This window comes from Ruegeria sp. SATB045, assembly GCF_059613525.1.
The window spans coordinates 1-23,217 of sequence record NZ_JBXWSR010000001.1 but is presented as its reverse complement, the minus strand read 5'-3'; the positions used below and the strand labels follow the sequence as shown (position 1 = coordinate 23,217).

The window sequence follows — 23,217 nt, the reverse complement described above, 5'->3', positions numbered from 1 at the left end:
ATTTCTTCTTTATTAGAGCCTATTCTGCAGCGATCCGCGCCTCGCGGCGGGGCTGAGAAACATCCAATGGGAACACCTTGGCCGGGTTCAGCAACCAGTTCGGATCGAATACATCCTTGACGGCCATCTGCGCCTCAAGATCCTCAGGCGCGTATTGATGCGACATCAGATCCCGCTTTTCGATGCCCACACCATGCTCGCCAGTCAAGCAGCCGCCCACATCCACGCAGAGCTTTAGGATATCCGCTCCGAACGCTTCGCATTTCTCAAGATCGCCGGGTTTATTGGCATCGAACAGGATCAGCGGGTGCATATTGCCGTCGCCCGCGTGGAACACGTTGCCCACGGGCAGGCCATACTCCTCGCTCAGCTCTCCGATACGGCGCAAAACCTGCGGCAATGCCGAGACCGGGATGGTCCCATCCAGACACATATAGTCGTTCATCTGACCCATCGCGCCGAAGGCCGATTTGCGCCCTAGCCAAATCTTGGCGCTTTCTTCTGCCGACTGACTTTCGCGCAGCTCGACGGGGTTATGCCGCTTGGCAATCTCAATGATCTTGGACAGCTGATAGTCGATTTCGGCCTCAGAGCCTTCGACCTCGACGATCAGCAAGGCGTGGCAGTCGGGGTAGCCGGCCTGAGCAAAGTTCTCGCACGCCTTGATACACAGCGTATCCATGAACTCGATCGCCACCGGCAGGATGCCAGATTTGATAATGTCAGAAACACATTGCCCGGCGACTTCGTTATCATCAAACCCCATCAGCACGGGCCGCGCGCCTTCGGGTTTGCGCAGGATGCGCAGCGTCGCCTCGGTCACGACACCCAACTGTCCCTCGGATCCGCAGACCACGCCCAGCAAGTCCAGCCCGCCCGCGTCCAGATGCGCGCCACCGATTTCGACCACACTGCCATCCATCATCACCATCGTGACGCCCAGCAAGTTGTTCGTGGTCACACCGTATTTCAGACAATGCGCCCCACCCGAATTCATCCCGATATTGCCCGCAATCGCGCAGGCCAGCTGCGACGACGGGTCGGGGGCATAGAAGAAATCATCTTCTTCCACGGCACCGGTCACACTCAGATTAGTACGGCCGGTCTGAACGCGGATGAAGCGGTTATCATAGTCGGTTTCCAGAACGTCATTCATTCGGGCAATGCCAAGAATGACGCTGTCCGCCGTGGGCAACGCCCCACCTGCGAGCGACGTGCCCGAGCCGCGCGGCACCACCGGCACGCCCTCTTCATTGCAGATGCGCAGCACGTCCGAGACCTCAGACGTCGTAGACGGTAGTACCGCCAACATCGGAGGGCAGCGATAAGCCGTCAGCGCGTCGCACTCATAAGCGCGCGTCTCGGCCGGGTCGTGGATCACCGCATCTTCTGGCAAAACCTGCTGCAATCGGCGCAGAACCACGTCCTTTCGACGCAGGATGTCGGGATTTGGCTTTGGCATTTCCATGGCGGCCCTCCAGTTTGGTAAAATAATATTACCAATTTTCTGATCTGGCAAGTTCTAACGTCACAACTTAGTGTCACGCTTATGTCCTGGATTGATCAGTCTCTGCCCTTCGCGCCACTCGATTTTGTCGGCATCGCCCTGCTGATCGGCGCGTGGCTGTGGATCGGCTGGCGGATCGAAAATCCGCCCCCTGAAAAACCCTCGGTTGGGATGATCATGGATGGCTATCGCCGGGACTGGATGAAGGAAATGGTCACGCGCCAGCCGCGTATGTTTGACGCGCAAGTGGTGGGCACGATGCGACAGGGTAGCACATTCTTCGCCTCGACTACGATGATCGCCATCGGGGGCGGGCTGGCCCTGTTGGGCAATACCGAACGGTTGGCAGGACTGGCGCAGGATCTGGCCCTGGGGACCGCACCCGCGTTGGTGTGGGAGGTCAAGATCCTGATCATCCTGTTGTTTTTGGCCAATGCCTTTCTGAAATATGTCTGGGCGCATAGATTGTTTGGCTATTGCGCCGTGCTGATGGCCGCCGTTCCAAATGACCCCGATGATCCCACCGCTTATCCCCGTGCTGGGCAAGCAGCCGAGATTTGCGTTACCGCCGCCCGCGCCTTTAATCGCGGCCTGCGGGCGACGTATTTCGCACTGGCGGCCGTGGCGTGGATTCTAGGGCCTGTAGCTTTGATTGCGGGGACCGTAGCAACACTGGCGATGCTGTATCGGCGCGAGTTCGCATCGCATTCGCGCACGGTGCTGCTTAACACCGGATCGTGATCACCACTCTGCATCAATGAGGTTAAGTTCACATCATGCGATATCTTGTTTTAACCGCCCTTCTGGCCACCCCCGCCCTTGCCGATGATCCCGTGATCGAGGCCGTCACTGCCAAACAGAGCGGCGCGACATGGCGATTCGATGTCACCGTCCTCCATCCCGAAACGGGTTGGGATGACTACGCAGATGGCTGGCGCGTGCTGGATATGGAGGGGAAAGAGCTAGGGATGCGCGTACTGCATCACCCGCATGAGAATGAACAACCCTTCACCCGATCGCTCAGTGGTGTAGCGATTCCCGAAGGAGTGGCGCAGGTTCAGGTGCAAGCCCGCACCAACACGGACGGCTGGGCCAAAGAGACCTTTGTGGTCGATCTGCACTGAGATCAGAAGACCCCCATCGCCAACCCAGCGGCCATGGCCAAGCCCAATTCGCGGCAGTTGTCCAACTGGGCGTCGGGGATGGTTTTCTCGGCCAATATCGCCTCGGGCGTTTGCGCATGGGTGCAGATGATCAAAGGCGGCTGCACCTCTTTCAACCGCCAGCCCGTTGCGATGCGGGCGGTTTGGCGTGCGGCGTTTTCGCCATCGGACCCGGCGCAAACCATTTGCGCATAGGGTCGGCCCTCAATGCGGCCCAGAACCGGGTAGTAGCTGCGATCGAAGAACTCTTTCAATAGACCCGAAATAGCAGCCAGATTCTCAGGCGCGCAGAAGATATAGCCGTCAGCTTTCAGTAAGTCTTCGGGTCCGGCCTGATCCGCGGTTTTCAGAACCACATCCGTCTCATCCCGCGCGGCCTGCGCTGCGGCTTCGGCCATCTGCCGGGCCCCGCCGGTACGCGAATGGTAGACGATCAAAAGCTGCGCCATATCAGACCCGGTGATAAGGGCCGCCCGAGAGAATGGTCGTAGCCCGATAGAGTTGCTCGGCCAGCATCACACGGACCAGCATATGGGGCCAGACCATCGACCCGAATGAGATGGAAAAATCCGCTTCATCCCGCAGATTAGGGTCTATTCCATCCGCCCCGCCGATGATCAGCGCCAAATCCTGCCGCCCGGCATCACGCCAGCCGCCCAGCTTTTTGGCAAAATCCGGCGAGGACATCACTCGCCCGCGTTCGTCCAGCGTACAGATCACCGCGCCCTTGGGCAGCGCCTTGCGTAGCAGCGCGGCCTCGGCCCCCATGCCTGCGTTTTTTTTGTCTTCAACTTCAATCACCCGCGCGGGACCAAGGCTCAGCGCGCGGCCGGTCCGGTCAAATCGAGTCAGGTAATCGTCAAGCAGGGTCTTTTCGGGTCCGGCGCGCAATCGCCCGACCGCAACTATGCTGATCCGCATATCTCTCTCGCCTCCGACCCTTCAACAGGGGCCGGGATGGCGCCTCAGTTGGCCGAGGCGCTGCCGCCCGCAGGCAGCCACATCTTTTCCAGCTGGTAGAATTCACGCACTTCGGGGCGGAAGATATGGACGATCACGTCGCCCGTATCGATCAGCACCCAGTCGCCGGCATCCTTGCCTTCGACCTTCGAGGTGAAACCGAATTCCTGCTTTATGCGATCCGTCAGCTTTTCCGCCATGGCCGCCACCTGACGGGTCGACCGACCCGAGGCAATCACCATGTGATCCGCAACAGAAGACTTACCTTGCAGGTTGATCTGCACGACGTCTTCGGCCTTGTCATCGGAAAGTGAGGAAAGGATACGCTCAAGCAGCTTGTCGCTGATTGACTGAGAGTGGGCCATCACGCTGGCCCCGTCATCGGCGGGCAAACCCGCCTGGGTATGTAGAGACAGGACATAGTCCTCCTTTGCTGCACGCCATCAAATCCCGGCGCCGGGGTACTAATAAGGTAACAAGGGGAATGCAACATTTCAATGAACCGCCGCGCAACGTGGGGTCACTCCAATGCGATCTGTTGCTACTCTGCGTCGGACAAAAGTCGCACTTCACGCTGCGGGAAAGGCAGAGATATCCCCTCGGCTTTAAACGCATCCCACAGCGCCAGATAGACATTGCCGCGGATGTTCGTCAGCCCTTTGGTCGGGTCGCTGATCCAAAAGCGCAGGACATAGTCGACGCTGCTGTCCCCGAAACCGGTAATATGGCAGACCGGTTCATGTAGACCGCCGCTCAGAACCCGACCTACCGCTTTTACTGATTTGATGGCCGTTGCACGTACTTGGTGCGGGTCGTCGTCGTAGCTGGTGCCGAACTCAAGATCCAACCGCACGAACTTGTCGGAATGCGACCAGTTCACGACCTGACTGGTGATCAGATCTTCGTTCGGGATCAGGTATTCCCGCCCATCCCGTGTCACGACCGAGACATAACGCGCGCCCAGCGCATTGATCCACCCAAACGTATCGCCAAGCGAGATCACATCGCCCGGCTTGATCGAGCGATCCATCAGGATGATAATCCCCGAAATTAGGTTCGATACCACCTTTTGCAGCCCAAACCCGATGCCCACACCGATGGCACCGGACAACAGCGCAATCCCGGTCAGGTCAAAGCCAAGCGTTCGAATGGCTGCCAAGAAAACCGCACCATACAGAACCACCTGAATGCCCTTGGCCAATAGCACCTGCATGGAAGGCGTAATGTCATCGTTGTTTTTCAAACCACGTTCGGCTGCGCGCGTACCCACACGCGCCAACGTCAGCAGAACACCGATCAACAGCGTCGCCTTGATGATCCCCAGCACCGAGATATGAAGATCTCCGATAGAAATCGCGACTCCGTCCAAAAACTCGGCCACGTCATCAGTCAGATTCAGGGCAACAAGCGTTGCATAGACCCACATGGCCCATTTGAAGATCCGCCGCAGCGTCCGGTTGCGCACCAGTCGCGCCACCAGCGCTATGGCCAACCACGCCGTCGCCAAAGTCGCGATAACGCCAATGATATAGCTGCGGGACGGCCATGTGATCTGCTGCATGACCAGATACAGTGCCCAGGACAGCACTACGAAATAGACCAGCGTCAAGCGCTGCATCAGCTGTACTAAAACGCGCAAACGCCATTTGGGCCACCCAGTGCGCGCCCGCGCCCAAGATTCCCACCGGCCTTGCGTGAAAAGCTTAAGGCCAAATGCCAAAGCCCATAGCAATAGAATGATCACCAGCTGGTGCTGACGCCAGCCCGGCGTGACCACCAGTTCAAGAAGGTTTTCGAATTGCACGGAAAAGCCCGCGACCATGTTGTCATAAAGGTCCGACAGCGAGCTGGGGATCAGGTCTTGATTCATACCCCCAGCTTGGACAGCACAGCCCCATGATGCAAGCCTGACGCAGTTTTGAACCTTGATTGACGGCAAGCCGCGATATATCTGGACGCCATGAGACTCACTGTAGCCCAAATTCAGAACCTGGAAGACCGCGCGCGTCTGCGTGAACGGTTCTTTGGCGCTGCCCGCACGGTTCTGGCGCGGCTATCCGCGGCCTGAGCCATTTCGCCAGCCATTTCTCATTACATACGGGAGAGGACCGATGTCCCCCAAAACACTCTATGACAAGATCTGGGATGCCCATGTCGCGCACGAAGCCGATGATGGCACCTGCCTGCTGTATATTGACCGCCACCTGGTTCACGAAGTGACCAGCCCGCAGGCCTTTGAAGGGCTGCGTATGGCGGGCCGCAAAGTGCGCGCGCCGGAAAAAACCATCGCCGTGCCGGATCACAACGTTCCGACGACACCGGACCGTGTGAACGGGATCGAGAACCCGGAATCGCGCATTCAGGTCGAAGCGCTGGACAAGAACGCCAAGGATTTCGGCATTCACTACTATCCTGTGCATGACGTCCGTCAGGGCATCGTCCACATTGTCGGCCCCGAACAGGGCTGGACCCTGCCCGGCATGACCGTTGTCTGCGGCGACAGCCACACCGCCACCCACGGCGCGTTTGGCGCGCTGGCCCACGGCATCGGCACATCCGAGGTTGAGCACGTTCTGGCCACCCAGACCCTGATCCAGAAAAAATCCAAGAACATGAAGGTGGAAATCACCGGCAAATTGCAGCCGGGCGTGACCGCCAAGGATATCACTCTGGCCGTGATCGGTAAGACCGGTACCGCTGGCGGCACCGGCTATGTCATCGAATATTGCGGTGAAGCGATCCGCGATCTGTCGATGGAAGGCCGCATGACCGTCTGTAACATGGCGATCGAAGGCGGCGCCCGCGCGGGCCTGATCGCCCCCGACGAGACCACGTTCGAATATGTCAAAGGCCGCCCCCACGCCCCGAAAGGCGCGCAATGGGAAGCCGCGATGGACTGGTGGAAAACGCTCTATACCGACGAAGGCGCGCATTTCGACAAAGTTATCACCCTGCGCGGTGAAGACATCGCGCCCGTCGTCACCTGGGGCACCAGCCCCGAAGACGTGCTGCCGATCACCGCAACTGTGCCGAACCCCGAAGATTTCGAAGGTGGCAAGGTCGACGCGGCCCGCCGCTCGATCGAGTATATGGGTCTGGAAGCCGGTCAGAAGCTGAGCGATGTGGAAATCGACACCGTCTTTATCGGGTCTTGCACCAATGGCCGGATCGAAGATTTGCGCGCCGCTGCTGAAATCCTGAAGGGCAAAAAGATCAAGGACGGAATGCGCGCCATGGTCGTGCCTGGCTCGGGCCTTGTGCGCCTGCAGGCCGAGGAAGAAGGGCTGGCAGATATCTTCAAAGAGGCCGGTTTCGAATGGCGTTTGGCGGGATGCTCCATGTGTCTGGCGATGAACCCTGACCAGTTGCAACCGGGCGAGCGCTGTGCTGCGACCTCGAACCGCAACTTCGAAGGCCGTCAGGGCCGCGGAGGCCGCACCCACCTGCTAAGCCCGGCCATGGCTGCCGCTGCGGCACTCACAGGACGGCTGACAGACGTCCGTGAATTGATGTAAGGTGCCCTCATATCTGAATATTTGAGGGATTGAACTGATGAGTGACTGGATCAAATGGCTGCTGTTGGGGCTTCTGTCCATCGCGTTTGGCATCTTTGTGCTGGGCGCGCCCGCGGTGGCGTCTATTGCAGTAACGGTGGTAACCGGTGTGTTACTGCTGATTTCGGGTGTGTTGCAGATTGTCGGCGGCTTTACGGTCGAGGGCACCGGTAACAAGATCCTGTCGCTCATCATGGGTGTGGTGATGGTGTTCCTTGGATGGTCCTTCTGGATGCATCCGCTTGAGGGCACGCTGACATTGGCAACCGTCTGCCTGATCCTGTTTCTGGCTGGCGGTATCGCCCGGGTTATCCTGTCGTTCCAGATGCGTGGCACACAGTATTTCTGGGCAACGCTGATCTCGGGCGTGATGTCGATTGTTCTGGCCGTCCTGATCTGGCGCTTTGCTGCCACCGACCCTGCGGTACTGTTCCAGTTGCTGGGCATTCTGCTGGGGATCGAGATGCTGTTCAACGGGCTTGGTCTGGTCTTCATGGCGTTCTTCGTCAAGAACAACCCCGATGCCGCCCTATCACCTGACGAAACCACAGAAGCGAAACAAGCTTAAAAGCAGGGCACGGGCGCGGCCCTCCCCTGCAGGAGTGTAGAGATGGAAAAGTTCGAAAAAGTCCACGGGGTGGCCGCCCCAATGCCGCTGATCAATATCGACACCGATATGATCATCCCCAAAGTGCACCTGAAAACGATCAAACGGTCCGGCCTTGGCGTCGTGCTGTTTGACGAGATGCGCTATCACGACCACGGCGGCGAGAACGAAGATTTCGTTCTGAACAAACCCGCCTATCGCAACACCGAGATTCTGGTGGCCGGCGACAATTTCGGCTGCGGTTCGTCGCGCGAACACGCGCCCTGGGCGATCAAGGATTTCGGCATCAAGGTCGTGATCTCGACCAGCTTTGCCGACATCTTCTTCAACAACTGCTTCAAGAACGGTATCCTGCCCATCGTGGTCGAGGACGAGCACCATGCGATCCTGATGGATGACGCGCACAAAGGTGAAAACGCCCGCATGACCGTGCATCTGGAAGAGCAGAAGATCACCACTTCGGACGGCGTCGAGATCACGTTTGACATCGACCCGCACCGCAAACATTGCTTGCTGAACGGTCTGGACGACATTGGCCTGACCATGGAGAAAGATCACCACATCGACAAGTTCGAGGATCACGCAAGCCAGGCCCGCCCCTGGGTCTGATTCTTTCGATTCTGCAAACACTCAACTTATTGGGGTCGCGTCAGCGGCCCCTTTCGCATTCTTGGGGTCGAGATTAACGCAACCACAACATGTAGCGGGCATCTTAAATACCGCGTCGGATTTGCGACACGAATGATGCAAACCCGCACCAGTTTTGCCATCTTTTTGCCCAAAATGGCGTGTTTTCTGCACCTTGGCTTGAGCGAAGTGCCTCAGGGGGCCAGTGTTGGCGCTAAAGAGGCATCCGTCAGAATAATCAACGGCGGGCACAAGTTGGAAAGAAGTCGGCAAAGAATCGGCCTATCCAGTTTGAAAGGGTTCGGATAGTGATTGCGCGCACAACAGGGGCGGCAATTCGGGGGATATTGGTTGCACTTATGGTGCTGACCCCCGCGTTGTATCTGCCCGTATCGTCAACGAATGGGACCGAGATCGTCGTGTTTCTCGCCATTCTCGCGTTTTTCCTGACGTTTGCTGAATATAACTCGGCCTTTCCCAGCTTTATCGAATTCCGAGATGCGCCGCCTGTAAACCGCCTGAGGTTCGTCGGACTTGTATCGATGATCATGTTCCTGACACTGATCTGCAAGAATGCCTACGCGCCGACCGCTCTGACCGAGGTATTCTACACGATAGGCGTTGGTGTCGCGAATGTCGTCGATTTCCCGTATTCGCCCGTTCGGCTGATAGTTCTAATGCTGCCCGTTGACGCAAGCATTCCACTGACCGAACTGGTTCGCATTTCAGCCAGCGTTGCGTATGTGGCTGCGCTGGCCACGATCGGCAGCTTTGCATATGCGGTTAAACTGCGCGGGTGGCCCACAGGCAATGGCGCGTTCAATGTCTGGACCAACCTACCCCTGTTCGACCCCACCAAAGGCGGAGACGTCGTCACCCGCCTGCAGCGAGACGGTCGTCTGAATATCTCGATCGGAGTGTTGCTGCCCTTCCTGATACCGGCGCTGATCAAACTGCTGACCGACTATGCGAATCCGATCTCGCTCACTAACCCGCAGACGCTGATCTGGACCATGAGCGCCTGGGCCTTCCTGCCAGCTAGTATGATCATGCGCGGTATGGCCACCCTGCGCATTGCGAACCTGATCGTCGAAAAGCGTCGCGCATATTCAACAACCGAGTCCACACAGACCGCATGATCCGCGTCTTGCTTTTGCTGCTGCTGCCCTTTGCGGCGCATGCAGAAACCATCCGTGTAGCCTCATTCAACACCGAGCTCAGCCGTGACGGCCCCGGCCTGCTGCTGCGCGATATTCGGCGCGGCGATCCGCAGGTACAGGCCGTGGTCGCGGTTCTGACACGGACCCGCCCCGATATCGTTGCGCTACAGGGTGTCGACTGGGACCTGAATGGCGAAGTGCTTGCTGCTCTGAAGTCCAAGCTACGCTTGGCTGGGCTGGACTATTTGCACCACTTTTCCGCGCAACCAAACGCAGGTTTGGAAACCGATCTGGATCTGGATGGCGACGGTCGCACACATGGTCCCGGAGACGCTCAGGGTTGGGGTCGTTTTACTGGTCAGGCGGGCATAGTAGTTCTGTCCCGCTATCCCATTGTGCGTGAAGGCGTTCAGGATTTCACGCCATTGCTGTGGCGCAATGCACCCGATGCGCAGCTACCGGTCAAGGATGGTGCCCCCTTCCCATCCGACGCGGCGCACCGCGTTCAGCGCTTGTCTTCGGTCGGGCATTGGGTTGTTCCGGTCGAAACGCCCTTTGGGCCATTGGACCTGCTAACCTTCCACGCAGCGCCGCCGGTGTTCGACGGGCCTGAAGACCGCAATGGCCTGCGCAACAAAGATGAAATCCTGTTGTGGCGTGCCCTTTTAGACGATCGGATCGGCACACCACCCCATGCGGCTTTCGTCATTGCCGGAGACGCAAACCTGGACCCGTCACGGGGCGAAGGGCGCAAAGAGGCCATTCGCATGCTGTTAGAAGACCAACGTCTGCAAGACCCTGAGCCTGCGGATCCGACCGGCAACACGGCCACGGTCAGTTGGAAAGCAGTTGGGGAAATGCGGGTCGACTACGTTCTGCCCTCGACGCATTTGCGTGTGGTGGACGCGGGCATTCATTGGCCCGACAAAGACACAGGCTTGCGAAAAGAGGCGCAAGCAGCCAGTCGCCACCGTTTGGTATGGGTCGACTTGGCCCAGCCATAGAGGCTCTAAAAGCGATATCAGCAGGAATACAAACCCTGCACAGGACGTCAGCCCGGACCAGCAGATATCCGGGCTGCGTCACAGAATTCAATCAGAGCGGGCCGGTATAGGTGCCACGCGGCGGGTAATCATTGCCTAATGTGAACTTCAGGCCGCCGACGATATCAGAAATGGCCGGGCGGCCGAACGGCGTTGTCTGCTGCCACGCATAGTACAACGTCCTGTCTGTCCCGACATAGAAATGGCCGGGTTCGGCGAACATCGCGGGCTCGGTACTGCCCTCGCGCGCGGTTGAGATTTGCAGCCCCCAATCCTCACGCGCGGCGGCCAAAGGCAGGCTGTGCCCCACACGCAGACGCGACACCCCGGCTTTTTCGGCAGTTTTCGCAGCACGTTCAGCAGTATCCGTGGTCACCATGATCACCTCAACACTCAGAGCGGCGAAATCGTCCAGCGCGGCCTCAACCTCGGTCATCTGCTTGATGCAGATAGGGCAATGCAGCCCGCGATATTGAATCACCAGCGTGCCGTTTTCACCCTTATCGGCATCCAGATCGAAACTTCCGTGGCTGACGGTATCGATTTTCAGGCCTGGAACAGGATTTCCCGGTGTTAACATGTGTTTTCCTCGTGATTTGGCTGGATCGTCTCATTGACCCGCTCGGGTCCAGACGCTAGGCCCTGTGCGACGAAACGCAAGGAGATCCTTCATGTCCAACCCTTCGCTCCTCATCCTGCCCGGAGACGGAATTGGCCCGGAAGTTATGGCCGAAGTGCGCAGAATCATCGGATGGTTCGGCGACAAGCGCGGCCTTCACTTTGACGTGAGCGAGGATCTGGTCGGCGGTGCCGCCTATGACGCGCATGGCAAGCCCCTTTCGGATGAAACCATGGCCAAGGCACAAGAGGTGGACGCGGTTCTGCTGGGTGCCGTGGGCGGCCCGAAATACGACGATCTTGATTTCAGCGTAAAGCCTGAACGCGGCCTGTTGCGCCTGCGCAAGGAAATGGACCTGTTTTCCAACCTGCGCCCGGCCCAGTGCTTTGACGCGCTGGCGGATTTCTCGTCGCTGAAGAAAGACATCGTGGCCGGACTGGACATCATGATCGTGCGCGAGCTGACATCGGGCGTCTATTTCGGCGAACCGCGCGGCATCTTCAACGAAGGCAATGAACGCGTGGGCATCAACACCCAGCGTTACACCGAGTCCGAAATCGAACGCGCCGCGCGCTCGGCCTTTGAACTGGCGATGCGCCGGAACAAAAAGCTGTGCTCGATGGAAAAAGCCAACGTGATGGAATCGGGCATCCTGTGGCGCGAGGTCGTAGACCGTGTGGCCGCCGATTACCCCGAGGTCGAGCTGACCCACATGTATGCTGACAACGGCGCGATGCAGTTGGTGCGCGCGCCCAAGCAGTTTGACGTGATCGTCACCGATAACCTGTTCGGCGATATCCTGTCGGATTGTGCGGCGATGCTGACCGGTTCGCTTGGGATGCTACCCTCCGCTTCGCTAGGTGCACCGATGGCCAATGGTCGCCCAAAGGCAATGTATGAACCCGTGCATGGCTCGGCCCCCGATATCGCGGGTCAGGGCAAGGCCAACCCGATTGCCTGTATCCTCAGCTTTGCTATGGCGCTGCGCTATAGCTTTGATCAGGGAGATGAGGCGGATCGTCTGGAAGCCGCGATTGAAAAAGTGCTGGCCGATGGTGTCCGCACCGCTGACCTGCTGGCCGAAGAGGGCGTACAGCCTGTGTCGACCACCGAGATGGGTGACGCGATTCTGGCGGCGCTGGACGAAAGTGTCTAATCCCCTCGGCCCACGGCAAATAAAGGCGGTGCCCAGTGCACCGCCTTTTTCTTTGGCCGGTCAATTCCCGAAAATGTTGTTCAACAGGTTATTGATGGCCCGATCTAAACCGGTTTGCTTTTTACGACGCTGTTGCTGTGGCTGAGCGGTCCTGACGGGCGGGTCCGGTGCCAACATCGGCAGTGGTGTGGGCGTCATCCCCTCGGTCACGCGGGCCATTGTCTCTTTCCAGATCTCGGCGGGCAGACCACCTCCGGTAACACCGGACAGGGGCGTGTTGTCATCATACCCCATCCATACACCAGCCACGTAATCCGCCGTGAAGCCGATAAACCAGGCATCCCGAGCGGCCTGCGTTGTACCTGTTTTGCCTGCCACCTGCCAGCCCGGCAGTTTCGCGCGCCCGCCGGTCCCTTCGGACACCACACGCTCCATCATCCAGGTCAACTGCTTGGCCGCCTTATCGTTGATCACACGTTCGCCGATACCAGTTGTCGTCACCATGACAGGCGTTTCATCGCCCAATAGCTTCAGTTCAGTCAGGCCATAAGGCTCGACAGACGAACCGCCGTTCAGGATACCCGCATAAGCGCCGGTCATCTCGATCAGCGTGCTCTCGGACGCGCCCAGCGCCAGAGCTGGCCCCTCGGCCAGGTCGTTTGCGATGCCAAAACCGCTGGCAACAGTGCGTACGTTATCAAGCCCCGATATCTCGGCCACCTTCACCGCCGGGATATTCAGCGAGTTCATCAGTGCGTCTGCCAATGTCACCCGGCCATAGAACTTGTTGGTATAGTTCTTGGGACACCATGGTCCCGAACCGGGAATATCGATGCAGTAGGGTTCGTCCATCACCGTATCCAGCGGCGAATAGCCCAGCTCAAGCGCAGTCGCATAAACGAAAGGTTTGAAAGATGATCCGGTCTGGCGCAGTGCTTGTGTGGCGCGATTGAACGCACCCGAGACGCGGGTCTTGCGCCCGCCGACCATCGCGCGCACCGCACCATCCGCCGACATCACGACAATCGCGGCCTGAGCCTTGGATCCTTCACGCACCTTTTCCTGAAAGATATATTGCAACGCTTCTTCCGCCGACTTCTGCAGCCGCTGATCCAGAGTCGTGCGGATCACCACATCCTCAGTGGTGTTTCGGGTAAAGAACTCGGGTCCGCTGGCCATGACCCAATCGGCGAAATACCCGCCTGCGCGCGCAGCCGCGGCCTCGGACAGTTGTGCCGGCCGTGCGCGCGCCTCGCTGGCCTGCGCGGTGGACAGGTATCCCTGATCCTCCATCAACCCAACGACAAGCCGCGCCCGGTCCTGCGATCGTTGCAGGTTGTTGGTCGGCGCATAGCGGGTGGGGGCGACCAGCAAGCCCGCCAGCATCGCCGCCTCGGACGGTGAAACCTCGGCCGCTGAAATACCGAAATAACGCTGGCTGGCGGCTTCGAACCCGCGGGCGCCAGCGCCAAGGAAAGCACGATTGAGGTAGATCGTCAGAATCTCGTCCTTGGAGTATTTCACCTCCATCGCCATTGCATAGACGGCCTCTTTCGCCTTGCGCCAAAGCGAGCCCTGTCGGCAATCGGACTCGTATGCGGCCTCTGACTCCCACTCGGCAGGATCGTACGGCACGCCCAGGCACAACAGCTTGGCCGTCTGCTGCGTGATGGTCGAGCCACCATGGCCCGACAACGGCCCCCGTCCTTCGCTAAGGTTGATACGCACAGCACTTGCCACACCACGGGGGCTGACACCAAAATGACGGTAGAACCGTTTATCCTCGGTCGCGATGACCGCGTGTTTCAGATGCGGTGAAACCGTATCTGCTGTGATCACACCGCCGAATTGGTCGCCGCGCCATGCAAAGACCTTACCCTCGCGGTCCAGCATCGTCACGGAACCCCGCGCGCGTCCGTCCAACAGCGAATCGACATCAGGCAGTGAGGTGTAGACAACACCGATCGCCAACGCGAGCAACAGCGCGCACACGGCCCCCACGCGCCAGGTCACGCCCCAGACCATACGCCAGAGCCAACGGAACAGGCGGCGGAAAAATCCGCCCCCTTTGCCGCCTGATTTCTTACGTGTTTTCTTACGGGTGGACTTTCGGGTGGTGGACTTTCGGGTGGTGGTCTTGCGTGCGACGGCCTTCTTGCCCGCGGGTTTCGCGGTGCGCTTGGTCGCCTTGGGTTTACGACCCTTGGACGGGTATCTTTTGTCCGCAACCAAAGGGGATTTGCGACGCCTGGAATCTGTCATTTCCGAACTCTGCCCGGTTATCGTTTTGAGCCACCATACCTTGCCCGACCAATGAAGTTGAGGTCTGAATTTCAGGTAAATCGCTTCCTTATTATGCACAATTTTTAGGCATTGTCCTCATTCTGTGCAAAAATTGTGCACCTCGCCGCAAATTTCCCCAGCGTTTGGCTGCTCTCGGCGTTCCTAAACGCGGTCTGTCCGGCTTTTTTGCTGCGAGTGCAAACAAGCCGGACAGACCGGGAAGCAGAGGGGATCAACGTGAAACTGATCATTGCGACAATCAAGCCGTTCAAGCTGGAGGAGGTGCGCGAGGCACTGACCGAGGCCGGTGTGCGCGGCATGATGGTGACCGAAATCAAGGGCTTCGGCTCGCAGTCCGGTCACACCGAGATTTACCGCGGCGCCGAATACGCCGTGAACTTCGTACCTAAGATCAAGCTGGAAATCGTGGTGCCCGCCACGATGGCCGACCAGATCGTCGAAACCATCACCAAAACCGCCAAGACCGGCAAGATCGGCGACGGCAAGATTTTCGTCCTTGATGTCGAGCAGGCCCTGCGCGTGCGGACCGGGGAAACGAACGAAGAGGCGCTGTAAGGCGCCCCCATCCGTAAAAGGACAGATATCAGATGAAACTAAACCGAATTCTCACCACAGCCGCTGTGCTGGTCGCCTTTCCTGCGGCTGCCTTCGCTAATGACCCGCCTTCGTCGATGGAGGACGTGGGCTATATCTTCACCACTCTGCTGTTCCTGATGGCCGGTTTCCTGGTCTTCTTCATGGCGGCTGGCTTTGCCATGTTGGAAGGTGGCCTTGTGCGCTCCAAGAACGTGGCGATGCAGATGACCAAGAATATCGCGCTGTTTTCGATTGCGGCGATCATGTATTGGCTGGTTGGCTTCAACACGATGTATCCCGGCGACTTTAACGGTTTCTTCTCCCTTGGTGGTCAGACCGTTCTTGATCCGGTTGGCATTGCGTCTGCGGATGCGGCGCTGGATTATGCCTCGATCGGATCGGACTTCTTCTTCCAGCTGGTCTTCGTTGCCGCAACGGCCTCGATCGTGTCAGGTGCAGTAGCCGAGCGTATCAAGCTGTGGCCCTTCCTGATCTTCGTCGTTGTTCTGACCGGCATCCTGTACCCGATCTCTGGTTCGTGGCAGTGGGGCGGCGGCTGGCTGTCTGAAGCTGGCTTCTCGGACTTCGCTGGTTCGACCGTTGTACACTCGGTCGGCGGCTGGGCCGCTCTGGCAGGCGTGATCGTTCTGGGCCCGCGTATCGGCAAGTACAAAGACGGTAAAGTCCACCCGATGCCCGGTTCGAACCTGGCGCTGGCAACCCTGGGTACGTTCATCCTGTGGCTGGGTTGGTTCGGCTTCAACGGCGGCTCGCAGCTGGCAATGGGAACCGTGGGTGACGTTTCCGACGTGTCGCGCATCTTTGCCAACACCAACATGGCCGCTGCATCCGGTGCCGTAGCCGCGCTGATCCTGACGCAACTGCTGTACAAAAAGCCTGACCTGACCATGGTGCTCAACGGCGCGCTGGCCGGTCTGGTCTCGATCACGGCTGAACCTCTGGCCCCGACTCTGTTCGGTGCACTTTGGATCGGTGCCGTGGGCGGTGTCATTGTAGTCTTCGCGGTTCCGATGCTGGACAAGTTCAAGCTGGACGACGTTGTCGGTGCGATCCCGGTTCACCTGTTCGCCGGTATCTGGGGCACCATCGCCGTGATCTTCTATGGTGAAGCCTCGTTGGGCACTCAGCTGCTGGGCATCGCAGCTTACGGTGTGTTCACCTTTGTCGGCGCGCTGATCCTGTGGGTCATCCTGAAGACCACCCTTGGCATCCGTGTCAGTGAAGAAGACGAGATCAACGGTCTCGACATGGCCGAGCTGGGCATGGAAGCCTACCCGGAATTCTCGAAGGGTTAATATCCCTGAGATACCCAAACCAAAGCCGGGCGTTCGCGCCCGGCTTTTTCTTTGGATCATACAGGCATGAAAAAAAGCCGCGCCCTAAGGCGCGGCTTTGATGTATTATTCAGATAGGCTTAAACGCCGACGTCGACAATCGCCTTGGCCAGAATCGGCACCGTGTTGGCGTTCAGACCAGCGATATTCAAACGGCTGTCTCCCACCATATAGATCCCGTGATCGTTGCGCAGTTGCTCGACCAATTCAGGTGCTGCGCCCAGACGCGAGAACATGCCGCGGTGCTGGGCGATAAAACCAAAGCGGTCTGATCCGGTCAGGCGTTGCAGCTCATCGGCCAGTTGCTGACGCAGGCCCAGCATGGACAGGCGGACCTCTTCCAGCTCGGCCGCCCAGTCGGCGCGCAGGGCGTCGTCATTCAGGATCGTGGTCACAACCCGCGCGCCGTGGTCGGGCGGGAAGGAATAGTTCTGACGGTTCAGGAAGGCCAGCGTCGACTGGTTCAGCGACGTTTGCGCCGCGTCATCACTGATCGCCATCAGCAAGCCAGTCCGTTCGCGATAAACGCCGAAGTTCTTCGAGCAGGACGCCGCGATCAGGCAACGCTTGACGGATGAGGCTACCAGACGGGTTGCCTGCGCGTCTTCCTCAAGCCCGTCACCAAAGCCCTGATAGGCAATGTCGACCATCGCCACGAGGCCCAGCTCGTTGATAACGTTCATCACCTCTTGCCACTGGACCATGTTCAGGTTGGCCCCGGTCGGGTTGTGGCAGCAGCCATGCAGCAGCACGACGTCGCCTGCTTTGGCGGTTTTCAGATCGGCAATCATGCCGTCGAAATCAACGCCACGGGTCTCACCGTCGAAGTACCGATAGGGAACGGTCTCCATCCCCAGATAGTTCAGGATCGACAGATGGTTCGGCCATGTTGGGTTCGACACAAAGACGCGGGCCGAGGGGTTGGCCATGCGGATCATCTCGAACGCCTGACGACAGGCACCGGTGCCGCCGGGGGTCGCCACGGCGGCGATGTTGCCACGCGGCACGGCATCGCCGAGGATCAGGTTAATCATCGCATCGGCATAGGCCGGATCACCAGCCAGACCCGTGTAAGCCTTGCTCTCCTGTTCCTCCAGAATGCGCTTTTCGGCGGCCTTGACGGCGCGCATCACCGGGGTCACGCCTTCGGCATTCTTGTAGACGCCCACACCCAAGTCGATCTTTTGATCGCGCGGGTCTTCGCGGTACATCTGCATCAGCGCCAGGATTTTATCGGCGGGCTGCGGTTTGAGGTTTTCGAACATCAGTTCTCTCCGGTTGCGACGGGCAGGGTCGGGAAGGCACCCCATTCAGCCCAGGAGCCGTCATAAAGCGAATGGTCTTTCTTGCCCAAGCGTTCCAGCGCCAGGCTAAGGATCGCGGCGGTCACGCCCGACCCGCAAGTGGTGATCGCGGGTTTTGTCAGATCAACGCCTGCGGCCTCGAACACGGCGCGGCAATCCTCGGGCGATTTCATAGTGCCGTTTTTGTTCAATAATTCGCCAAAAGGTACGTTGTGCGAACCCGGGATATGGCCCGAGCGCAGCCCCTCGCGCGGTTCGGGCGCAGTGCCTGCAAAGCGCGCAGCCGCGCGTGCGTCGATGATTTCGTGGTCATTCAGCTTGGCAGCGGCCGAGACCTGCGTCACGTCCCGCACCAGATGGTTCTGCACGCGCACAGTCATGTGGCGGTCACGGATCACGGGGGGCAGGTCTTCGATCTCGCGGCCCTCGGCCTGCCATTTGGGAAAGCCACCGTCCAGCACGGCCACGTTCTCTTGCCCCATCAGACGGAACAGCCACCAGACCCGTGCCGCCGACATCAGCCCGGAACCGTCATAGACCACGACCTGATGCCCGTCGCCGACACCCATCGCCCGCATCCGCGACATGAACTTTTCAACCGGGGGCGCCATATGCGGCAGGTCCGAGCGGCGGTCGGAGATTTCATCAATATCAAAGAACCGGGCACCGGGGATATGGGCCGCGTCATATTCGGCCTTGGCATCGCGGTTCTGCGCAGGCAGATACCATGACCCATCCAGAACCCGCAGGTCCGGGTCTTTCATATGGGCCGCAAGCCATTCGGTAGAAACGAGGGTTTTCGGATCGTCCTGCATCAAAGCCTCCCCTAAGCGAGCTTGGGTTTTCCCTATACGCGCAGGGGTGCAGGTTCAAGACTGGATGGGAGCAGCGGACCGCTTAACCGGCCTGACCATAGTGGTGCATGTTCAGAAACGCGGCACCCTGCGGTCCAGCGCGATAGCCATGGGGCAGATCGGCGGCAAAGCGCAGCCCTTGCCCGGATTGCAAAGGCACCCATTCGCCATCGCGCAGAATCTCTAGCGATCCGTTCAGCACAAACACCTCTTCGGTAACGCCTGCGGCGTGGGCGGCGGATTCGTGGCTCTGATTTGGGGCCAGATCGACATGAAAGGTCTCGGCACCCAGAACAGGATCATAGGGAAAGACGATCTTGACCTCGATGCTGCCGGGGAAAGTCACGGTTCGAAAGAGGCTTTCATCCGTAGGGTCACGCAACACCGACGATCCTATCAGCGCGCTGAGCGGCAACTGAAACCCTTTGGCGATCTTCCAAAGGGTCGCAATGGTCGGGCTGGATTCGCCGCGCTCGATCTGGCCCAGCATGGCTTTGCTGACGCCTGTCATCTCGGCCACCTTGGACAGGCTCAGCCCAGAGGCTGCGCGCACATCCCGTAGTTTCAGCGTAATGTCGTCCTGTGCCATGTCGTTCGTCTTTCGAATCCTCTTGTGCGTTATAGCGCACATGTGGTACGTGCGCTATAACGTACGAACCCCAAGACATGCAACCCGAGGCAATAGGGACACAGCGTCATGCCACTATACCGATCCAGAACCTCTACTCATGGCCGCAACATGGCCGGCGCCCGCGGCCTGTGGCGCGCAACCGGCATGGGGGATGACGATTTCGGCAAGCCAATCATCGCCATCGTCAACTCGTTCACGCAATTTGTGCCCGGTCACGTCCACCTGAAAGACCTTGGCCAGATGGTCGCGCGCGAGGTTGAAAAGGCCGGTGGCGTCGCCAAAGAGTTCAACACGATCGCAGTGGATGATGGCATCGCCATGGGCCATGACGGGATGCTGTATTCGCTGCCCTCGCGCGAGGTGATCGCGGATTCGGTAGAATACATGGTCAATGCACATTGCGCCGATGCGATGGTCTGTATCTCGAACTGTGACAAGATCACGCCAGGTATGCTGATGGCCGCCATGCGCCTGAACATCCCTGCGATCTTTGTTTCGGGCGGGCCGATGGAGGCGGGCAAGATCGACATCGCCGATCTGGACGCCAAGAAAATCGACCTTGTAGATGCAATGGTTGCTGCCGCCGACGACCGGTTCACCGACGAGCAGGTCCAGCATATCGAGGAAAATGCCTGCCCCACCTGCGGGTCGTGCTCGGGCATGTTCACTGCAAACTCCATGAACTGTCTGGCCGAAGCGCTGGGTCTGGCGCTGCCGGGCAATGGCTCGACGCTGGCCACACATTCGGATCGCAAAGAGCTGTTCCTTGAAGCCGGTCGCCGCATCGTCGAGATCACCAAGCGCCACTATGATCTCGACGAAAAAGGCTTCCTGCCCCGCGAAATCGCCACGTTTGATGCGTTCGAAAACGCCATGTCGCTGGATATCGCCATGGGTGGCTCGACCAACACCGTGCTGCACCTGCTGGCCATCGCGCATGAGGGCGGCGTGGATTTCGACATGTCCGACATGGATCGGCTCAGCCGGAAAGTGCCGTGTCTGTGCAAAGTCGCACCCAATACCGAGAATGTGCATATGGAAGACGTTCACCGCGCCGGTGGCATCTTCTCGATCCTCGGCGAGCTCAGCCGCGCCGGTCTACTGCACGAAGGTTGCAGCACTGTACATTCCGGCACCATGGGCGAAGCGATTGCCAACTGGGACATCAAGGTGGCCAACAACCCCAAGGCGCAAGACCTGTTCAAAGCGGCCCCCGGTGGAGTGCGCACAACGCAGGCATTCAGCCAGTCCAACCGGTACAAAGAACTGGACACCGACCGCGAAGGTGGCGTGATCCGGTCCAAGGAGCACGCGTTCAGTCAAGATGGCGGTCTGGCCGTTCTGTTCGGCAATATCGCGCGCGACGGCTGTATTGTGAAAACCGCCGGTGTGGACCCGGCCAGCCTGACCTTCACCGGCTCGGCCTATGTCTGCGAAAGCCAAGATCAGGCGGTGAACGACATCCTGACCGGCAAGGTGAAAGAGGGCGACGTGGTCGTCATCCGCTACGAAGGTCCGCGCGGTGGTCCGGGGATGCAGGAAATGCTGTACCCGACCTCATACCTGAAATCCAAAGGTCTGGGCAAAGCCTGCGCGCTGCTGACCGACGGTCGGTTCTCGGGCGGCACCTCGGGTCTGTCGATTGGCCACGTCTCGCCTGAGGCGGCCGAGGGCGGTGTTATCGGTCTGGTGCGCCAGGGTGACAAGATCGAGATCGACATCCCCAATCGCTCGATCCATCTGGCAGTCTCGGACGAAGAACTGGCTACCCGCCGCGCCGAGCAGGATGAAAAGGGCTGGGAGCCCGCCGCACCGCGCAAACGCAAAGTCTCCACGGCGCTGAAAGCCTATGCCAAGCTGACCACAAGCGCGGCCAAAGGGGCTGTGCGCCAGGTTTGAGTTAGACACCGCTCAAGAAAAAAGCGGCCCACCTTTAGGGTGGGCCGTTTTTTGTTCTTTCATGCGGACAAAACCGCGCTTTCGCTGCGGCTTCACCAATGGCAGTTCTTCGTAAAACTTTTCAGTTTTGCGTATTGAAATCAAAGAGTGTCGAATACCGATCTCGGGCAAGCGTTTTAGCCTCGGCCACGTTCAGCGACGCCTGCGTTTCTTCTTCTGTCAGGTCCTTGGCGCACGATTTCGACCACAAACGGCGTGCAGATACGGGAGACCAGGGTAAGGCAGCTTCTGACAAACACAGTCTCAGAGGCGCTGGCAGGCCATCATAGGCTGACATGGGATCACCAGTCCGACGTTTGCGGCGGAGGCTACTTTGTTCAAGATCGCCGCTCATATTTCGTCTTCCTGATCGGTCACGGGGTCGAGAACGAGGACGAGCCGGGTTTCGCCTGTTCCCTCGATGGGCGGCGATCGATGTAGCAAACCCGAAGGTGTCTCGGCAGGCCAAAGCGTTCCGCGCAAGAGGATGGGTGAGCCGGTTTGAACCGTGAACACACGTTCCGGTTCAGTACCGTCGGTCGATATTCCGTATTGCGTTCCGGTGCCTCGATAGGTGCACACAAGCCGTGCAGTGATGGCGTCGATGTGAAACCTGCGACAGGCGTTGGTTGTTACGACGTCCAACCGCAGTCGCAGGAAACTGGCGATCATCAAGTCTGAGAACATGTCGGCCAGCCCAGCGATATCCGCCTGAAGCCAGTCGCGTTCCGCCCCGGCGGGCAAATTGGCCATGTCAAAGAGGTGCTGGACCGTTTCACCGACTGCATGCGCCGGAAGGATAACCCGAGCGCGAGGCAGAGTTTCGACGTCAACGCCATCCAACCAGGATTGCACCTCTGGCGGCGCTTGCCGACGCCAGATCGCAGCGGCACAGCCGGGCTTCAGGAACGTGCTCAAGGCCGTTGGATCATCTGCGATACCGACACCAATGGCGGCATCCTTGATGTTCTTCCGGGCAAAATTCATGCTGCATCCTCAACACGACGCCACTCCGGAAACGGATCGGGCAGGTCAAGCGGCAAGGCGTCTGGTCCGCTTGCCACGACAGTCGGAACAAGGCAGCCATCCAGTTTTGCCTTCAGAGCGGTCCAGTTAATGCCGGCACCCATGAAAACCAGTTCCTGCCGCCGGTCTCCCCAAGGCTCTGCCCAATGTTGTTTCATGTAGCCAGATGCCGCGACATGTTCGGGCCAGCGATCTTTGGGCACGTTCGCCCACCAGGTTCCAATGGGCTTGATGCTCGACAACGATCCAGCCAGCGAAAATTCCGCCACCCATTCTGGTCGGGTTGCGATCCAGAAATGACCTTTAGCCCGGATGACGCCCGGCATGTCATCGTTCAAGGCTGCAAGAATTTTTTCAGGGATAAACGGAGCCTTGGCACGGTAAACGTAGGAGGCCACACCATATTCCTCTGTCTCAGGCACATGGTCGGCAAAACCATACAGCTCCTTTGCCCACATCGGATGTTCATGTGCCTGCTCGAAATCGAAAAGGCCTGTATCGAGGATCTTTTCAGCTGCAACCTGCGATTGGTTGGTTTCGATGATTTCCGCATCGGCATTGAGGCTTCGGATTATCTTGCGCGCCCCGTCGACCTTTTCGGGGCCTGCATCATTGACCTTGTTCAAGATGACAACATCGGCAAACTCAATCTGATCTGTCAGCAGATGCACGAGGGTACGTTCGTCCTCTTCGCCCATGGTTTCACCGCGATCGCTCAGGAAATCGTGGCTGCCGTAGTCGTTCAGAAGGTTCACGGGTGTTGTCACGTTAACCGTCGTTCGGTTGCTCATGCTTGGATTTGGACATAGGTGACATCGATGAATTCATCGTCG

Annotated in this window: 24 protein-coding genes and 1 pseudogene; 12 read left to right on the top strand and 13 right to left on the bottom strand. The window is 58.8% G+C overall.

The window, feature by feature from the left end:
* Nucleotides 1–19: 19 nt before the first annotated feature.
* Nucleotides 20–1,468 (bottom strand): FAD-linked oxidase C-terminal domain-containing protein, encoded by a 1,449-nt coding sequence (locus AC2FNR_RS00125; protein ID WP_496847545.1) that lies wholly within the window; start codon nucleotides 1,466–1,468, stop codon nucleotides 20–22.
* 81 nt (nucleotides 1,469–1,549) lie between these two features.
* Between AC2FNR_RS00125 and AC2FNR_RS00120 the strand changes: the two genes are divergently transcribed.
* Together AC2FNR_RS00120 and AC2FNR_RS00115 are read left to right on the top strand one after the other, a co-directional pair.
* The gene (locus AC2FNR_RS00120) at nucleotides 1,550–2,248 is read left to right on the top strand and encodes a DUF599 domain-containing protein (RefSeq protein ID WP_170755338.1); all 699 of its coding nucleotides are present in this window, start codon (nucleotides 1,550–1,552) and stop codon (nucleotides 2,246–2,248) included.
* A 35-nt stretch (nucleotides 2,249–2,283) separates the two neighbouring features.
* Nucleotides 2,284–2,631 carry a hypothetical protein gene (locus AC2FNR_RS00115; protein ID WP_170353817.1) on the top strand — a complete coding sequence of 116 codons (348 nt, stop codon included), beginning with the start codon at nucleotides 2,284–2,286 and terminating at the stop codon, nucleotides 2,629–2,631.
* 2 nt (nucleotides 2,632–2,633) lie between these two features.
* On the opposite strand, the gene AC2FNR_RS00110 is transcribed toward AC2FNR_RS00115, so the two are convergent.
* The 4 genes from AC2FNR_RS00110 to AC2FNR_RS00095 all read right to left on the bottom strand — a co-directional run bounded on the left by AC2FNR_RS00110 (nucleotide 2,634) and on the right by AC2FNR_RS00095 (nucleotide 5,500).
* Complete coding sequence (locus tag AC2FNR_RS00110; RefSeq protein ID WP_496847543.1) at nucleotides 2,634–3,119, bottom strand: flavodoxin family protein; 486 nt, start codon at nucleotides 3,117–3,119, stop codon at nucleotides 2,634–2,636.
* Nucleotide 3,120: 1 nt separating this feature from the next.
* Nucleotides 3,121–3,591 (bottom strand): 23S rRNA (pseudouridine(1915)-N(3))-methyltransferase RlmH, encoded by a 471-nt coding sequence (rlmH, locus tag AC2FNR_RS00105; RefSeq protein WP_496847541.1) that lies wholly within the window; start codon nucleotides 3,589–3,591, stop codon nucleotides 3,121–3,123.
* Between the two features lie 44 nt (nucleotides 3,592–3,635).
* The gene (gene rsfS / locus AC2FNR_RS00100) at nucleotides 3,636–3,995 is read right to left on the bottom strand and encodes a ribosome silencing factor (RefSeq protein WP_170353820.1); all 360 of its coding nucleotides are present in this window, start codon (nucleotides 3,993–3,995) and stop codon (nucleotides 3,636–3,638) included.
* Between the two features lie 176 nt (nucleotides 3,996–4,171).
* Nucleotides 4,172–5,500 (bottom strand): mechanosensitive ion channel family protein, encoded by a 1,329-nt coding sequence (locus AC2FNR_RS00095; protein WP_496847539.1) that lies wholly within the window; start codon nucleotides 5,498–5,500, stop codon nucleotides 4,172–4,174.
* 90 nt (nucleotides 5,501–5,590) lie between these two features.
* Here AC2FNR_RS00095 and AC2FNR_RS00090 point away from each other — a divergent pair, with 90 nt between their 5' ends.
* The 6 genes from AC2FNR_RS00090 to AC2FNR_RS00065 all read left to right on the top strand — a co-directional run bounded on the left by AC2FNR_RS00090 (nucleotide 5,591) and on the right by AC2FNR_RS00065 (nucleotide 10,582).
* A complete protein-coding gene (locus tag AC2FNR_RS00090; protein WP_170675431.1) occupies nucleotides 5,591–5,698 on the top strand; it encodes an isopropylmalate isomerase in 108 nt (35 codons plus the stop codon).
* 43 nt (nucleotides 5,699–5,741) lie between these two features.
* Nucleotides 5,742–7,145 (top strand): 3-isopropylmalate dehydratase large subunit, encoded by a 1,404-nt coding sequence (gene leuC / locus AC2FNR_RS00085; RefSeq protein ID WP_496847537.1) that lies wholly within the window; start codon nucleotides 5,742–5,744, stop codon nucleotides 7,143–7,145.
* Nucleotides 7,146–7,182: 37 nt separating this feature from the next.
* Nucleotides 7,183–7,752: an HdeD family acid-resistance protein gene (locus AC2FNR_RS00080; protein ID WP_170755334.1), complete on the top strand. Its 570-nt coding sequence runs from the start codon at nucleotides 7,183–7,185 to the stop codon at nucleotides 7,750–7,752.
* A gap of 42 nt (nucleotides 7,753–7,794) precedes the next feature.
* Nucleotides 7,795–8,400 carry a 3-isopropylmalate dehydratase small subunit gene (leuD, locus tag AC2FNR_RS00075; protein WP_353390852.1) on the top strand — a complete coding sequence of 202 codons (606 nt, stop codon included), beginning with the start codon at nucleotides 7,795–7,797 and terminating at the stop codon, nucleotides 8,398–8,400.
* A gap of 326 nt (nucleotides 8,401–8,726) precedes the next feature.
* Nucleotides 8,727–9,557 (top strand): hypothetical protein, encoded by an 831-nt coding sequence (locus AC2FNR_RS00070; RefSeq protein ID WP_170755332.1) that lies wholly within the window; start codon nucleotides 8,727–8,729, stop codon nucleotides 9,555–9,557.
* The gene (locus tag AC2FNR_RS00065) at nucleotides 9,554–10,582 is read left to right on the top strand and encodes an endonuclease/exonuclease/phosphatase family protein (protein WP_496847534.1); all 1,029 of its coding nucleotides are present in this window, start codon (nucleotides 9,554–9,556) and stop codon (nucleotides 10,580–10,582) included. Before AC2FNR_RS00070 ends, AC2FNR_RS00065 begins: the two co-directional genes overlap by 4 nt.
* Nucleotides 10,583–10,673: 91 nt before the next feature.
* Here AC2FNR_RS00065 and AC2FNR_RS00060 read toward each other — a convergent pair whose 3' ends face one another.
* Complete coding sequence (locus AC2FNR_RS00060) at nucleotides 10,674–11,201, bottom strand: redoxin domain-containing protein (protein WP_496847532.1); 528 nt, start codon at nucleotides 11,199–11,201, stop codon at nucleotides 10,674–10,676.
* A gap of 91 nt (nucleotides 11,202–11,292) precedes the next feature.
* Between AC2FNR_RS00060 and leuB the strand changes: the two genes are divergently transcribed.
* Nucleotides 11,293–12,396, top strand: a complete 1,104-nt coding sequence (gene leuB, locus AC2FNR_RS00055; RefSeq protein ID WP_170755329.1) for a 3-isopropylmalate dehydrogenase — start codon at nucleotides 11,293–11,295, stop codon at nucleotides 12,394–12,396.
* Between the two features lie 60 nt (nucleotides 12,397–12,456).
* Here the strand turns inward: leuB and AC2FNR_RS00050 are convergent, their stop codons facing one another.
* Complete coding sequence (locus AC2FNR_RS00050; RefSeq protein WP_496847529.1) at nucleotides 12,457–14,658, bottom strand: transglycosylase domain-containing protein; 2,202 nt, start codon at nucleotides 14,656–14,658, stop codon at nucleotides 12,457–12,459.
* Between the two features lie 258 nt (nucleotides 14,659–14,916).
* Between AC2FNR_RS00050 and AC2FNR_RS00045 the strand changes: the two genes are divergently transcribed.
* Together AC2FNR_RS00045 and AC2FNR_RS00040 are read left to right on the top strand one after the other, a co-directional pair.
* Nucleotides 14,917–15,255, top strand: a complete 339-nt coding sequence (locus AC2FNR_RS00045) for a P-II family nitrogen regulator (RefSeq protein WP_058273036.1) — start codon at nucleotides 14,917–14,919, stop codon at nucleotides 15,253–15,255.
* Between the two features lie 32 nt (nucleotides 15,256–15,287).
* Complete coding sequence (locus tag AC2FNR_RS00040; RefSeq protein WP_170353832.1) at nucleotides 15,288–16,592, top strand: ammonium transporter; 1,305 nt, start codon at nucleotides 15,288–15,290, stop codon at nucleotides 16,590–16,592.
* Nucleotides 16,593–16,711: 119 nt separating this feature from the next.
* Here AC2FNR_RS00040 and AC2FNR_RS00035 read toward each other — a convergent pair whose 3' ends face one another.
* From AC2FNR_RS00035 to AC2FNR_RS00025, 3 genes are all read right to left on the bottom strand, one after another.
* The gene (locus tag AC2FNR_RS00035) at nucleotides 16,712–17,896 is read right to left on the bottom strand and encodes an amino acid aminotransferase (RefSeq protein ID WP_496847527.1); all 1,185 of its coding nucleotides are present in this window, start codon (nucleotides 17,894–17,896) and stop codon (nucleotides 16,712–16,714) included.
* On the bottom strand, nucleotides 17,896–18,750 hold the full coding sequence (sseA, locus tag AC2FNR_RS00030; RefSeq protein WP_496847525.1) for a 3-mercaptopyruvate sulfurtransferase: 855 nt from the start codon (nucleotides 18,748–18,750) through the stop codon (nucleotides 17,896–17,898). Before sseA ends, AC2FNR_RS00035 begins: the two co-directional genes overlap by 1 nt.
* Before the next feature lie 82 nt (nucleotides 18,751–18,832).
* Nucleotides 18,833–19,378 (bottom strand): helix-turn-helix domain-containing protein, encoded by a 546-nt coding sequence (locus AC2FNR_RS00025; RefSeq protein WP_170353838.1) that lies wholly within the window; start codon nucleotides 19,376–19,378, stop codon nucleotides 18,833–18,835.
* Nucleotides 19,379–19,486: 108 nt separating this feature from the next.
* On the opposite strand from AC2FNR_RS00025, the gene ilvD reads away from it, so the two are divergent.
* Complete coding sequence (gene ilvD, locus AC2FNR_RS00020) at nucleotides 19,487–21,319, top strand: dihydroxy-acid dehydratase (protein ID WP_496847523.1); 1,833 nt, start codon at nucleotides 19,487–19,489, stop codon at nucleotides 21,317–21,319.
* Between the two features lie 121 nt (nucleotides 21,320–21,440).
* Here the strand turns inward: ilvD and AC2FNR_RS00015 are convergent, their stop codons facing one another.
* The 3 genes and pseudogenes from AC2FNR_RS00015 to AC2FNR_RS00005 all read right to left on the bottom strand — a co-directional run.
* A complete protein-coding gene (locus AC2FNR_RS00015) occupies nucleotides 21,441–21,713 on the bottom strand; it encodes a DUF6525 family protein (RefSeq protein WP_496847521.1) in 273 nt (90 codons plus the stop codon).
* Nucleotides 21,710–22,345: a DUF1826 domain-containing protein gene (locus AC2FNR_RS00010; protein ID WP_496847519.1), complete on the bottom strand. Its 636-nt coding sequence runs from the start codon at nucleotides 22,343–22,345 to the stop codon at nucleotides 21,710–21,712. Before AC2FNR_RS00010 ends, AC2FNR_RS00015 begins: the two co-directional genes overlap by 4 nt.
* Nucleotides 22,342–23,151: pseudogene (locus AC2FNR_RS00005) on the bottom strand (CobW family GTP-binding protein); the annotation flags it as partial. The gene AC2FNR_RS00010 and the pseudogene AC2FNR_RS00005, both read right to left, overlap by 4 nt.
* Between the last annotated feature and the right edge of the window lie 66 nt (nucleotides 23,152–23,217).